At 69.1% G+C, this 13,031-nt stretch carries 14 protein-coding genes and 2 riboswitches; of the genes, 5 read left to right on the top strand and 9 right to left on the bottom strand.

The genetic code is table 11. The annotated features are described in order from the left end of the window. The first annotated feature begins 138 nt into the window (after positions 1-138). A complete protein-coding gene (locus ACRSBM_RS06295; RefSeq protein ID WP_434440583.1) occupies positions 139-816 on the top strand; it encodes a COG4315 family predicted lipoprotein in 678 nt (225 codons plus the stop codon). 317 nt (positions 817-1,133) lie between these two features. Here the strand turns inward: ACRSBM_RS06295 and glyA are convergent, their stop codons facing one another. From glyA to ACRSBM_RS06255, 8 genes are all read right to left on the bottom strand, one after another. Then, positions 1,134-2,399 carry a serine hydroxymethyltransferase gene (glyA, locus tag ACRSBM_RS06290; protein WP_434440581.1) on the bottom strand — a complete coding sequence of 422 codons (1,266 nt, stop codon included), beginning with the start codon at positions 2,397-2,399 and terminating at the stop codon, positions 1,134-1,136. Between the two features lie 13 nt (positions 2,400-2,412). Beyond that, positions 2,413-3,507, bottom strand: a complete 1,095-nt coding sequence (gene gcvT, locus ACRSBM_RS06285) for a glycine cleavage system aminomethyltransferase GcvT (protein ID WP_434440580.1) — start codon at positions 3,505-3,507, stop codon at positions 2,413-2,415. Between the two features lie 99 nt (positions 3,508-3,606). Continuing rightward, positions 3,607-3,694: riboswitch (glycine riboswitch) on the bottom strand. A gap of 1 nt (position 3,695) precedes the next feature. Beyond that, positions 3,696-3,786, bottom strand: a riboswitch (glycine riboswitch). Positions 3,787-3,831: 45 nt separating this feature from the next. After that, positions 3,832-4,134 carry a DUF3817 domain-containing protein gene (locus tag ACRSBM_RS06280; RefSeq protein WP_382434604.1) on the bottom strand — a complete coding sequence of 101 codons (303 nt, stop codon included), beginning with the start codon at positions 4,132-4,134 and terminating at the stop codon, positions 3,832-3,834. 14 nt (positions 4,135-4,148) lie between these two features. After that, positions 4,149-4,529, bottom strand: a complete 381-nt coding sequence (locus tag ACRSBM_RS06275; RefSeq protein ID WP_434440578.1) for a hypothetical protein — start codon at positions 4,527-4,529, stop codon at positions 4,149-4,151. A 173-nt stretch (positions 4,530-4,702) separates the two neighbouring features. After that, positions 4,703-5,197 carry a helix-turn-helix transcriptional regulator gene (locus ACRSBM_RS06270; RefSeq protein WP_434440577.1) on the bottom strand — a complete coding sequence of 165 codons (495 nt, stop codon included), beginning with the start codon at positions 5,195-5,197 and terminating at the stop codon, positions 4,703-4,705. A 164-nt stretch (positions 5,198-5,361) separates the two neighbouring features. Further along, entirely contained in the window at positions 5,362-5,541 is a 180-nt protein-coding gene (locus ACRSBM_RS06265; protein WP_434440576.1) for a hypothetical protein, read from the bottom strand. A 337-nt stretch (positions 5,542-5,878) separates the two neighbouring features. Continuing rightward, positions 5,879-7,018, bottom strand: coding sequence for a CaiB/BaiF CoA transferase family protein (locus ACRSBM_RS06260; RefSeq protein WP_434440574.1), 1,140 nt, complete (start codon positions 7,016-7,018; stop codon positions 5,879-5,881). Then, positions 7,015-8,151, bottom strand: a complete 1,137-nt coding sequence (locus tag ACRSBM_RS06255; protein ID WP_434440572.1) for an acyl-CoA dehydrogenase family protein — start codon at positions 8,149-8,151, stop codon at positions 7,015-7,017. Before ACRSBM_RS06255 ends, ACRSBM_RS06260 begins: the two co-directional genes overlap by 4 nt. 107 nt (positions 8,152-8,258) lie before the next feature. On the opposite strand from ACRSBM_RS06255, the gene ACRSBM_RS06250 reads away from it, so the two are divergent. The 4 genes from ACRSBM_RS06250 to ACRSBM_RS06235 are packed head-to-tail and all read left to right on the top strand — an operon-like array spanning position 8,259 to position 11,982. Then, positions 8,259-8,399 carry a hypothetical protein gene (locus tag ACRSBM_RS06250; protein ID WP_434440571.1) on the top strand — a complete coding sequence of 47 codons (141 nt, stop codon included), beginning with the start codon at positions 8,259-8,261 and terminating at the stop codon, positions 8,397-8,399. Between the two features lie 12 nt (positions 8,400-8,411). Continuing rightward, positions 8,412-8,693 (top strand): GNAT family N-acetyltransferase, encoded by a 282-nt coding sequence (locus tag ACRSBM_RS06245; protein ID WP_434452988.1) that lies wholly within the window; start codon positions 8,412-8,414, stop codon positions 8,691-8,693. 55 nt (positions 8,694-8,748) lie between these two features. After that, positions 8,749-9,951 (top strand): acetyl-CoA C-acetyltransferase, encoded by a 1,203-nt coding sequence (locus ACRSBM_RS06240; protein ID WP_382434615.1) that lies wholly within the window; start codon positions 8,749-8,751, stop codon positions 9,949-9,951. A 3-nt stretch (positions 9,952-9,954) separates the two neighbouring features. Next, positions 9,955-11,982, top strand: coding sequence for a 3-hydroxyacyl-CoA dehydrogenase NAD-binding domain-containing protein (locus ACRSBM_RS06235; protein ID WP_434440569.1), 2,028 nt, complete (start codon positions 9,955-9,957; stop codon positions 11,980-11,982). Here ACRSBM_RS06235 and ACRSBM_RS06230 read toward each other — a convergent pair. After that, the gene (locus tag ACRSBM_RS06230; RefSeq protein ID WP_434440568.1) at positions 11,979-12,929 is read right to left on the bottom strand and encodes an AraC family transcriptional regulator; all 951 of its coding nucleotides are present in this window, start codon (positions 12,927-12,929) and stop codon (positions 11,979-11,981) included. The genes ACRSBM_RS06235 and ACRSBM_RS06230 overlap by 4 nt on opposite strands. Between the last annotated feature and the right edge of the window lie 102 nt (positions 12,930-13,031).

Here is a 13,031-nt window from a genome sequence, read left to right as displayed (position 1 = left end):
GCGATGACCACCCTGCACCTCCTGCATGACCCGGCTCTGCCAGACGTTCGAGACAGGACGAGGTTCGGTTCGTTTCTGAACCGAGACGCAACCCCGCCCGTATGGCCTGGATAGAGCGAACGGATGGACAAGGAGGACATGAGTGTGATCCGACGTAACCGCATTGCCATCGGGCTCGCCGCGGGACTGGCAGTTGTGCTGGGTCTGGGTGTCTGGAGCGCCACGGGCAGTGGCACGAACTCCAAGCCGGTGGCACAAACCGAAACCGACCTGGGCGTCCTCGGTGACTACGGCGACGTGGGTCAGCCCCCGGTACTCCAGGAACCCGCCCAGGCCCCCGAGACCCCTGTCCAGCAGCAGGCGCCGGAAACTCCGGCCGCGCAGCCTCCCGCCGCGCAACCGCCGGCGGCGGCTCCGGTCAGTTCCCTGAAGCTGGTCGGCAAGCCGGTCGACAAGATGGGCCTCGTGGTCCAGGACGGCGACGGCCGCACCATGTACCGCTTCGACAAGGACACCCCGAAGCCGGAAGGCAAGTCGAACTGCAACAACCAGTGCGCGGTGACGTGGCCGCCCCTGCTGTCGGACACGGTTCCGCAGGTCGAGGGCATCGACTCCAAGCTGGTCTCGCTGATCACCCGCGCCGACGGCAAGAAGCAGGTCGCGATCGACGGCTGGGCGCTGTACGCCTACTCGCAGGACCCGAAGCCGGGCGCTTGGAAGGGCCAGGGTGTCGGCGGCACCTGGTTCGTCATCCAGCCCGACGGCAAGCGCAACGTGGAATGCCTGCCCCCTGGCGTCACGGCCCCCGCTGCCTGATTCCCCCAATCATCCCGTTAGGACGGTCCAACTGAGACACTCGGCACCCTGACACTCGTGTGACCCCGGCCCTGGGGAAGGGGCCGGGGTTCCCGTCGTTTCGCTCTGGATCACGCGAAGGGCGCCACCGCACTCAGGTGGCGCCCTTCGTCGTTCAGCTAGCCGGGTAACGCTCGCCGGTACGCACCCGCCGCAGCACGCTGACGCAGGCGTCCCCCGAAGGGAAGACCCCCTGAGCCCAAACGCTACTCAGGGGGTCCGACAAGATCAGAAAGCTCGGGGAATGAGCCGAGAAGAACGAGAACCTCGGAGCATCCTCAGAGCGTCGAGTACAGCGGGTGCTTGGCCGCCAGCACCTCGACGCGCGCACGCAGCTCGTCGATCGCCGCGCCCGGCTTCAGCGCCTCCGCGATCACGTCGGCGACCTCGGTGAAGTCCACCTCGCCGAACCCGCGGGTGGCGAGCGCCGGCGTGCCGATGCGCAGACCCGACGTCACCATCGGCGGGCGCGGGTCGTTCGGGACGGCGTTGCGGTTGACCGTGATGCCGATCCGGTGCAGCACGTCCTCGGCCTGCTTGCCGTCGAGCTCGGAGTTCACGAGGTCGACCAGTACCAAGTGCACGTCGGTGCCCCCGGTCAGCACCTTCACGCCGGCCGCGGCGACGTCCGCCTGCGACAGGCGCTCGGCCAGGATCCGCGAGCCCTCCAGCGTGCGGCGCTGGCGGTCGGCGAACTCCGGTGAGGCGGCGTGCTTGAACGCCACGGCCTTGGCGGCGATCACGTGCTCCAGTGGACCGCCCTGCTGGCCGGGGAACACCGCCGAGTTGATCTTCTTGGCGATGTCGGCGTCGTTGGACAGGATCACGCCACCACGCGGACCGCCGAGGGTCTTGTGGGTCGTGGTCGTCGTGACGTGCGCGTGCGGCACGGGCGACGGGTGCAGGTCGGCCGCTACGAGGCCGGCGAAGTGCGCCATGTCGACCATCAGGTAGGCCTCGATCGAGTCCGCGATGCGGCGGAACTCGGCGAAGTCCAGCTGGCGCGGGTACGCGGACCAGCCGGCGATGATCAGCTTCGGGCGGTGCTCCTGGGCCAGGCGCTCGACCTCGGCCATGTCGACGCGGCCGTCGCCGTCGGAGACGTGGTACGGCACGACGTTGTAGAGCTTGCCGGAGAAGTTGATGCGCATGCCGTGCGTCAGGTGGCCGCCGTGCGCGAGGTCCAGGCCCAGGATCGTGTCGCCGGGCTGGAGCAGGGCGAACATCGCGGCCGCGTTGGCCTGCGCGCCCGAGTGCGGCTGGACGTTCGCGAAGCCCGCGCCGAAGAGCGACTTGATGCGCTCGATGGCGAGGCGCTCGACGACGTCCACGTGCTCGCAGCCGCCGTAGTAGCGGCGGCCGGGGTAGCCCTCGGCGTACTTGTTGGTCAGCACCGAGCCCTGGGCCTGCAGCACGGAGACCGGGGTGAAGTTCTCCGAGGCGATCATCTCGAGGGTGCCCTGCTGGCGCGCCAGCTCGGCCGCGACGGCCTCGGCGACCTCGGGGTCGTACTCCGCGAGGGAGGCGTTGAACTGGTCGGACATCTGGAAGATCTCCCTACTTGGCGCGCTTGTAGAACGGAAGTGCGACGACCTCGACCGGCTGCTTCTTGCCGCGGACGTCCACCAGCAGTTGGGTGCCCGGCTCGGCACTGCCCCGGGACACGTAGGCCATGGCGACCGAGTAGCCGAGGGTCGGGGACAGCGCGCCCGACGTCACCTCGCCCACGACCTCGTCGCCGTTCAGGACCGCGTAACCGTGGCGCGGGGCGCGGCGCTCGGGGGTCTTCAGCCCGACCAGGACCGAGTCCACACCGGACTCCGCCACCTTCGCCAGCGCCTCACGGCCCACGAAGTCGCCCGGCTTGTCGAGCTTCACGACGCGGCCGAGGTTCGCGTTGAACGGCGTGAGCGACGTCGTGAGCTCGTTGCCGTACAGCGGCATTCCGGCTTCGAGGCGCAACGTGTCGCGGCAGCCGAGGCCGCACGGCTTGAGCTCGTGCGCCTCACCCGCGGCCAGCAGCGCGGCCCAGACGGCGGAGGCGTCGGCCGGTGCGACGAAGAGCTCGAAGCCCTCCTCACCCGTGTATCCGGTGCGCGCGAGGAGCGCGTCGACGCCGGCCACCTTCGACGGGTAGGAGGCGTAGTACTTGACCGTGGACAGGTCCGTGTCGGTGAGACCGGAGAGGATCTCGACCGACTTCGGACCCTGGATCGCGATCAACGCGTAGTCCGTCGAGGCGTCCGTGACGACGGTGTCGAACCCGGCGGCGCGCTCGACCAGCGCGTCCGCCACCACAGCGGCGTTGGAGGCGTTCGCGACGACCATGTACTCCTCGTCGCCCAGGCGGTACACGATCAGGTCGTCGAGCACGCCGCCGTCGGCCTGGGTGATCATCGTGTAGCGCGCCTTGCCGACGGCCAGCGCGGAGATGTGGCCGACCAGCGCGTAGTCGAGCGCTTCGCCCGCCTGCGGACCGGTCAGGACGATCTCACCCATGTGCGTGAGGTCGAACAGGCCCGCGGTGGTGCGCACGGCGTGGTGCTCCGCGAGTTCGGACGAGTAGCGCAGCGGCATCCGCCAGCCCGCGAAGTCGGTGAACATCGCGCCGAGCTGTTCGTGCTCGGCGTTCAGAGGCGTGAGGCGGGACATCAGAACGCTCCTCCAGGGTGCGCCGAAGAGCCGGACCAGGCCGGCTGAGGCAACAGAAGAATGACACGGTCCATCGGAGACTCCTCACTAGAGCGAGCCTCCCCCTCTGTCATGAGCCTGAGAGCTTCACCACCGAAGTGGCTTGCACCGTGGGCGAGGCTGCTGATGAGCCTGCTTTTCAGAGTTGCCTTCGTCGCGCGGTACCTGTACCTGAGAGATTCCGGGGAGGAGTTGCTCCTTCGGCGCTCCCACCGAAGGGAGCTCTCCCGCGCGACATCGACGGCCGTGTTCAGTTGGTAGCCCCAGACGCTAGCAGGCCAAACGTCACAGCGGCACGCCCTGCGCGGTCTTCTCCACCACCTTGCGCTCCGCCCAGAACGACAGGAACGGCACGGTGCCGGCGAGCAGCACGAGCGCGGTGCCCTTGATGGACCACCGCAGCTTCAGCGCCAGGTCGACGGAAATCACCAGGTAGATCGCGTAGAGGAAGCCGTGGACCGGCCCCACGACCTTCATCGCCCCGTCCATGTCTGCGGCGTACTTGAGCACCATGGCCACGACCAGGAGCAGCAGGAAGACTCCGACCACGTAAGCCATGACCCTGAACCGGGTCAACGCACCCTTCATCTGCCCGCCTTCGCTCAACGACCGTCCCGCGCGTTGAGGTCCGCGAGCATGCGGTTGTAGGCCGCGAGCTCCGCGTCTTCGTCATCGTCGAAGTGCTCGACAGGCGCGGGTTTGACGGCGTCCACGGTAGCTACCGGCGCAGGGGCGGGCGCAACCGGCTCCGGTGCGAGAGCCTCGTCACGGCGCTGGCGGGTCAGCCGGCGGAAACGCCACACCATGAAGAGGGGGAAGAGGCCGAAGAGCGGCCACTGGAGCACGTAGCCGAGGTTCTGGAACGTGCCGCTGGCGGACTCGAAGCGCTGCCACTGCCAGTACGCGAGCCCGCAACAGACGATCAACGCCGCCAGACAGGCGAACGCGATCAGCACACGCTGGGGAGTAAGGAGGCCGCGCACGACCTCCACACTACTTGCCACAGGGTGAGGCCTCCGCGCAGGAGGCCGACCCGGTTGGGGGTCCGGGGGCTTGCCCCCGGCTGGGGTGTGGGGGCTCGGCCCCCACAAAACACGCGGAACGAACTTCGGCGAGCGCTCCCCGCGAGCACACCTCGCCCGTTCGTTACGCCGTTCTACGCCACGCCGTCCCGGCGCTGCCTCTGCAGACGTGCGACGCACCAGGCCGCGGCGGAGCCACGGCGAAGGTGCTGGAGAACCGTCATCGGTCCCAGGCGCCTCCCGAGGTCGGCAGGCGTCAGGCCCGCCGCGCGGTAGTCGAGCGCGCGCTGGTCCAACGGGCTGATGCCCGCGTCCCACCACTGCTCGGCCTCGGCGACGTCGCCCACCAGCTGCCAGTAGCTCGCCGCGGCGGCGAGCAACGCCTCGGGTGCCTCCGGCGCCCGCTTGCGCATCGCGGCCACGTAGGCCGGATCCGCCGAGTCGACCTTGACCAAGCCACGCGACCCGCCCTTGGTGGCACCCCGCTGCACGGGGATGCCGGGCGCCGAGGGGGGAGCCTCAGCGAGCCACGCGTTCTTGATCCGGTTCACCTCCTGCATCTCTGCGTCATCAGACCGTTCAGCCGCCCACTGCTTCAAGAGCTCGTGGACCCCGGAGTCCTCGACCATCCATGCCTCCTCGTCGGTCGGGGATCGGCCATTGCAGCGGAAGGTATTCGGTAGGTCTGACAATCGCCAGACCCTGAATCACCAGAACACCCGTTACCAGTGCGTGATTGGCCTCATTCCACCCGTCCGGCTCAACGCGAACGGCCGAGGATCACGGTGCGTCACTAGGCGACAGGGGCTGCCGTACCGAAGAGGCTCCTGACGAAGGTGATGATCGACTCAGCGCCCTGACGCAGCCAGCCGAGGACCTGCTGGACCGCCGAAGCGGACTCCTCGGGCTGGGTGATCAGGAGGAACAGCACCAGCGCGACGCCCGCCAGCACTAGCACCTTCTTGAGGTTCACAGGTACCTCTCCGTCCATGTCGCTCACCGGTCAGGCGGCGGACCGCCCGTGTCACCCGTCATGGTCCCTCATTCACCCTTGCGATGAACAACGACCACGCCCAACTCGTCCCAGGATCCACCAGCGACGCACGCCTGCACGGCGGGCAATGTCACCCGAATGGCGGCTAAAGAGGGGCGTCAACAGCGCCGATGTCCTGGGCACGAGGTGAACACGGACTCCCTCGCATCCCACAGCTTGGACCAGACACTGTTGCACCGGGCCTCACCCGGATGCCGAAGCGTCGGCATCACGCTCCGTCACGCCGTCGTGGCGCAATTAATGCGCGCCCGAGCATTCATCCAATTACTCCTGCCCGCCGCAGTTCCATAATCTCTTCGTCCGATACACCCATGTCCGCAAGCACTTCTCCGGTGTTCACGCCGGTGGATACCGGGGGCGTCGGAACGGCCGTCGGCGTGCGGTCGAAGCGGGGTGCCGGCGCGGGATGCAGCGAGCCGGAGACGTCCACGAAAGTGGAGCGCGCCGCGTTGTACGGATGCCGCGTCGCCTCGGCAGGGGTCAGCACCGGCGCCAGGCACGCGTCCGTGTCGCGCGCGAGGTCCGCCCACTCGTCCCGCGGCCTGGTCTTCACCGCCGCCGCGATGCGTTCGCGCAGCTCAGGCCAGTTCGCCGGGTCGTTGCGCGAGGGTGCGTCCTCCAGCCCCAGCACGCGCACCAGGTCGGCGTAGAACTTCTCCTCCAGCGCGCCCACGGCCACGTACCGGCCGTCCGCGGCCTCGTAGACGTCGTAGAACGGCACGCCGCCGTCGAGCATGTTCTCGCCGCGCCCGCCCGGCCACATGCCCGCGGACCGCATCCCGTGCAGGAACGTCGTCAGCAGCGCCGTTCCGTCGACCATCGCCGCGTCGACGACCTGGCCACGTCCGGAGCGCTCCCGTTCGTACAGCGCGGCGAGCACGCCCAGGGCCAGCAGCAACCCTCCCCCGCCGAAGTCGCCGAGGAGGTTGATCGGGAACGACGGCGGCCCGCCGGCCCGTCCGAGCGGCTCCAGCGCGCCCGCGATGGCGATGTAGTTGATGTCGTGACCGGCCCGCTGAGCCAGCGGCCCGTCCTGGCCCCAGCCGGTCATGCGTCCATATACAAGGCGCGGGTTGCGGGCCAGGCACTGCGCCGGGCCGATGCCCAGCCGCTCGGTGACGCCCGGCCGGAAGCCCTCGACCAGCACGTCCGACTGCTCGACGAGACGGAGCACCAGCTCGGCGCCCTCCGGCCTGCGGGTGTCGATCGCGATCGAGCGCCGGTTGCGGCCGAGGAAGTCGCCGGGGACCGTCGAGCGGCTCCCCGGCTTGTGCACCTGGATCACGTCCGCGCCGAGGTCTGCGAGCACCATGCAGCCGAACGGCGCGGGTGCGAGGCCCGCTAGCTCGACGACGCGAAGTCCGGCCAGCGGCCCCGTCCGGTGAGATGTGGTCACAGGGACCTCGCGATGATTTCCTTCATGATCTCGTTCGTGCCGCCGTAGATCCGCTGCACGCGGGCGTCGGACCAGGCACGTGCGATCGGGTACTCGTTCATGTAGCCGTAGCCGCCGAACAGCTGCACGCACTCGTCGACGACGTTGCTCAACCGGTCGCTGGCCCACCACTTCGCCATCGCGGCGGTCGGCACGTCCAGTTCGCCGCGCAGGTGCTTCTCGATGCACTCGTCGATGAACGCCCTGGTCACGGACGCCTCGGTGGCGCACTCGGCGAGCTTGAAGCGGGTGTTCTGGAACTTGATCAGCTCCTTGCCGAACGCCGTGCGCTCCTTCACGTACTTCAGCGTCAGGTCGACGGCCGCCTCGATGCCCGCGACGCAGCAGACGCCAATGATCAGCCGCTCCTGCGGCAGCTGCTGCATGAGCTGGACGAACCCGAGCCCCTCCTGCCCTCCCAGCAGGTTCGCGGCCGGCACCCGCACGTCGTCGAAGAACAGCTCGGCGGTGTCCTGGCCCTTCATGCCGACCTTGTCGAGCACGCGGCCGCGCCGGATGTCGTTCTCCACGACGAGCAGCGAGATGCCCTGGGCGCCCTGCCCTGGGTCGGTCTTGGCCACGACGATCACCAGGTCGGCGTGGACGCCGTTCGTGATGAACGTCTTCGAGCCGGTGATGACGTACTCGTCGCCGTCCCTGACCGCCTTCGTGCGGATGCCCTGCAGGTCCGAGCCGGCACCGGGTTCCGTCATGGCGATCGCGCCGACGTACTCACCGGACGCGAGCTTGGGCAGCCACCGCTGCTTCTGCTCCTCGGTGCCGTAGGAGTTGAGGTAGTGGGCGACGATGCCGCTGTGGACGCTGTTGCCCCACGAGCTGTCGCCGGCGCGTGCCTGTTCTTCGAGCAACACGGCCTCGTGGGCGAACGTGCCGCCACCGCCGCCGTACTCCTCGGGGATGCTCAGGCACAGCAGTCCGAGCTCACCGGCCTTGCGCCACAGTTCGCGGTCGACCTGCTTCTGCTCGGCGAAGCGCTCGACGTTCGGCGTGACCTCCTTCTCGAAGAAAGTGCGTGCGAGCTGGCGCAACTGGTCCAGGTCGCTGTCCATCCACCGCGATCGACGCTCTGCCATGCGGTCCACGAAACCACCGGACGGTGGTCCACGCCATGACCGGCGCGCCAGGCCGTCGCCCGAAAAACTGAGCGAAATTCCCACCCCACTCCTCCAGACTGGCCGGTATGCAGATCCATCGGGTGACGCCGGACGAGTGGCGGGTGTGGCGGGACATCCGTCTGGAGGCGCTGGCCAGTGACCCCTCGGAGTTCGGGTCGACGCTGGCACGCGAGCAGGCGTATGGCGACGACGAGTGGCGCGAGTAGGTTGACGGCGGGCTGAAGCTCGTCGCGCTCGATCCCGAACCGGTCGGCCTGGTCGCGGCCACCTCGAAACCCAGCGGGCTCCATCTCTACTCGATGTGGGTGCGGAGCTCCCAGCGCGGCCGCGGCGTGGGAGAAGCCCTGGTCAAGGCCGTGCTGGCGTGGGCGGCCGAGGAAGGCTGGCGGGTCGTCCGGCTCCGCGTCTGGGAGGACAACCTGCCCGCACGCAAGCTCTATCGGCGACTGGGGTTCGTCGAGACGGAGGAGCCCGAGCACATGGAGTTCGTCATGAGCTAATCGGTCACCCCTCACGGTCATGGCCAGCTCCAACGAGCGGGCTTAGCGTGGTGTCATGAGCGAAGCCTTGATCTTCGACGCGGTGCGCACGCCGCGCGGCAAGGGGAAGCGCGGGTCGCTGCACAGCGTCAAGCCCGTGGATCTGGCCGCCGGTGTGCTGCGCGCGCTGTCCGAACGCAACTCCCTCGACACCTCCGCGGTGGACGACGTCGTGTTCGGCGTGGTGTCGCCGCTCGGCGAGCAGGGCGGCGACATCGCCCGCACGGCCGTGCTGGCCGCCGGGTGGGACCAGCGTCCCGCCGGTGTGCAGCTCAACCGGTTCTGCGCGTCCGGCCTCGAGTCGGTGAACCTCGCCGCGGCCAAGGTCGCGTCCGGGTTCGAGGACCTGGTGGTCGCGGGCGGCGTCGAGTCGATGTCGCGCGTGCCGATGGGGTCCGACGGTGGCGCGTGGGCGATCGACCCGCAGACGAACTTCGACCTCTCCTTCGTGCCGCAGGGTGTCTCGGCCGACCTGATCGCGACGCTGGAGGGCTTCTCCCGCACGGACGTCGACGCGTGGGCCGCCCGGTCGCACGCCCGCGCGTTCGAGGCGCAGAAGAACGGCTGGTTCGAGCGGTCCGTCGTGCCGGTCGTCGACCAGAACGGCACGGTGGTGCTCAAGGAGGACGAGACGATCCGTCCCGAGTCCACTGTGGAGTCGCTGGGCAGGCTCAAGCCCAGCTTCCAGTTCCACGGCGACCTCGGCTACGACACCGTCGCGATCGACCGCTACCCCACCGTCGAGCGCATCAGCCACGTGCACACGCCGGGCAACTCGTCGCAGATCGTCGACGGCTCCGCCGCGATGCTGATCGGTTCCGCCGCGGCGGGCAAGGCTCTCGGCCTGACCGCGCGCGCCCGGATCGTCTCCGTCGCCGTGGTGGGCACCGAGCCGACGATCATGCTGACCGGACCGGCGCCGTCCGCGCGCAAGGCGCTGGACAAGGCCGGCCTCTCGGTCGAGGACATCGACCTGTTCGAGGTCAACGAGGCGTTCTCGTCGGTCGTGCTGAAGTTCCTGCGGGACATGGACATCCCCGAGGACAAGGTCAACGTCAACGGCGGCGCGATCGCGCTGGGCCACCCGCTGGGCGCCACCGGCTGCATGATCCTGGGCACGCTGCTGGACGAGCTGGAGCGCCGGGACCTGCGCCGCGGCCTCGCCACGCTGTGCGTGGGCGGCGGCATGGGTATCGCGACGATCATCGAGAGGGTCTAAGGGATGCCTTTCCACTACGACAAGGACGCGGACGGCATCGTCACCCTGACGATGGACATGTCCGGCTCCGCCAACGTCATGAACGACGAGTACCGCGAGCTGATGGGCGACGCGGTCGCGAAGCTCGAAGGTGACGAGATCACCGGTGTGATCATCACGTCCGCCAAGAAGACGTTCTTCGCGGGCGGCGACCTCAACGTGCTGATCGCGATCACGCCGGAGAACGCCTCGCAGGCGCTGGAAGGCGTCGAGGAGCTCAAGTCGCAGCTGCGGCGCCTGGAGAAGCTCGGCAAGCCGGTCGTGGCGGCGATCAACGGCACCGCGCTCGGCGGCGGGTTCGAGATCGCGCTCGCCTCGCACCGCCGGATCGTGCTGAACGACAACAGCATCCGCGTCGGCCTGCCCGAGGCCACGCTGGGCCTGCTGCCCGGCGGCGGTGGCGTCACGCGCATGGTGCGGTTGCTGGGCGTGCAGAAGGCGTTGCCGTTGCTCATGGAGGGCAAGCAGCTGCGGCCGGAACGCGCGTTGCAGGCCGGGATCGTGCACCAGGTCGTGGAGACGCGCGAAGAGCTGATCTCCGAGGCCCGTGCGTGGATCAAGGAGAACCCGGCACCGACGCAGCCGTGGGACGTGCAGGGCGCGGGCGTGCCGGACCTGAAGTTCGGTGACCCCAACAGCTACGGCCTCCTCGCCGCCGCACCCGCCGTGCTGAGCAAGAAGTCGCACGGCGTGTACCCGGCGCCGGAGAAGATCATGGCGACGGCCGTCGAGGGCGCCTACGTCGACTTCGACACGGCGCTGAAGATCGAGGGCCGCTACTTCGTGGAACTGGCCTCCGGTCAGGTCTCCAAGAACATGATCACGGCGTTCTGGTTCAACCTCAACGAGGTCAACGGCCGCGCGTCCGCGACAGGGCGGCGCGTGACCAGGCTCGGCGTGCTGGGCGCGGGCATGATGGGCGCCGGAATCGCCGAGGTGTCCGCGAAGGCGGGCATCGAGGTGGTCCTGAAGGACGTGAGCCTCGAAGGTGCCCAGAAGGGCGCTCAGGGCCTGGACGGCATCACGCCGACCGACTCCGACGACGACCTCGCGGGCTGCGACCTGGTCATCGAGGCCGTCTTCGAGAACCGCGAGCTGAAGAACAAGGTGCTGCCCGCGGCGGAGGAGAAGGCGTTGCCGGACGCGGTGATCGCGTCCAACACCTCGACGCTGCCGATCACCGGCCTGGCGTCGGCGGTGACGGCGCCGGAGCGGTTCATCGGCCTGCACTTCTTCTCGCCCGTGCCGAAGATGCGGCTCGTGGAGATCATCCGCGGCGAGAAGACGTCGGAGGAGACGCTCCAGCGCGCGCTGGACTACGTGCGGCAGATCGGGAAGACGCCGATCGTGGTGAACGACTCGCGTGGCTTCTACACCTCACGGACGTTCGGCACGTACGTCATCGAGGCGATCTCGATGCTGGCCGAGGGCGTCGCGCCGGCACTCATCGAGAACGTGGCGAAGAAGTCCGGCATGGCCGTCGGACCGCTGGCGGTGTCGGACGAGGTGACGCTGTCGTTGCAGCTGAAGATCCACGACCAGACGCTCGCCGACGACCCGTCGCTGGTGTCGGACAGCGCCGCCTACGACCTCATCCGTGAGATGGTGTCGCTGGGACGCACCGGAAAGTCCGGTGGCGCCGGCTTCTACGAGTACCCCGAGGGCGGCAGGAAGTTCCTCTGGCCGGAGCTGACCACCCGGTACGCGAAGGCCGACGCCGGAGTGTCCGAACAGGACGTTCGCGACCGGCTGCTGTTCGTGCAGTCGCTGGAGACCGTGCGGTGCCTGGACGAGGGTGTGCTGACCTCGGTGGCGGACGCGAACATCGGCTCGATCTTCGGGTTCGGCTTCGCGCCGTGGAGCGGTGGCACGCTGCAGTTCATCAACTCCTACGGCGTGCAGGCGTTCGTCGAGCGGGCGGACTACCTCGCCGACACGTACGGCGAACGGTTCCGCCCGCCGGCATCGCTGCGGGAGCGCGACAAGTTCTAGGCGCGGTAGGAGCCGGGCGACGACCCGGTCCACCGCTTGAAGGCCCGGTGGAAGGCGCTCGCCTCGGAGAACCCGAGGCGCAGCGCCAACTCCTCCACCGACTCCCCGCCCCGCACCAGCGAGGCCACCGCCTGGTCGCGCAGCAGTTGCTCCCGCACCTCGCGGAACGACGTCCCCTCCGCGGCCAGCCGCCGGCGCAACGTCGGCGCCGACACGCCCAGCGCGGCCGCCACGGCCTCCAGCCCGGTCACCCCGCGCCCGAGCAGCCGCCGCACGTGGCCCGCCGTGTCCGCGCCGTGGTCCCTGCGCGACAACAACTCCGCCGGCGAGTGCCGCAGGAAGCGCCTGAGCCCCGCCTCGTCCTGCACGACCGGCATGCGCAGGAACTTCGGGTCGAACGTGATCGCGGTGGCGGGCGCGCCGAACCGCAGCGGGCAGCCGAAGATCAGGTGGTACTCGGCGGCGTGCGCGGGTTCCGGATAGCCGAACTCCGCGCCCCGCAACGGGATTCGGCGGCCGATGAGCCACGACGAGAAGCGGTGCCACAGCACGAGGAGCGACTCGGTGAGGAAGTGGTCGGGGTCGCCGGGGATGTGCAGCGTGAAGCGGCCGCCGTCGAGCGACAGGTCCAGCGGCTCGTCGAAGAGCGCGTAGAAGGCGAGGCCACGCCGCAACGCCGACTCGAGGTCCGGGCAGTGCACGGCGAGCAGGCACATCATCGCGAACGTGCCGCGCTTCGACGGCCGCGGCCCGAAGCCCATGAACTCGTCGTCGAGGACTTCCCAGAGGGTCTGGATGAACTTCGTGTACTGCGCGGGCGTGACGCGCGCCCGGTCGTCGGCGAGGAGGCTCGCCGGGATGCCCGCACCGGCCAGGACGGCGGACGGCTCCGGGCACGCGCGGAGCGCCGCGCGCACGTAGTGGATCGCCACGGTCCTGGTGTGCACGAACCACAGTAAACGCCACCGGCGGCGACGCGGCTCCGGGGAGAGTAGGAGTCGCGTCACCGCCGCCGTGGGCCCACCCAGTGAGCCGTACTCCTTGCCAAC

This window comes from Lentzea xerophila (assembly GCF_051094245.1).
GTDB lineage: Bacteria > Actinomycetota > Actinomycetes > Mycobacteriales > Pseudonocardiaceae > Lentzea > Lentzea xerophila.
Note: the sequence above shows the minus strand (reverse complement) of the source record. Positions and strands in the feature narration are given on the sequence as shown.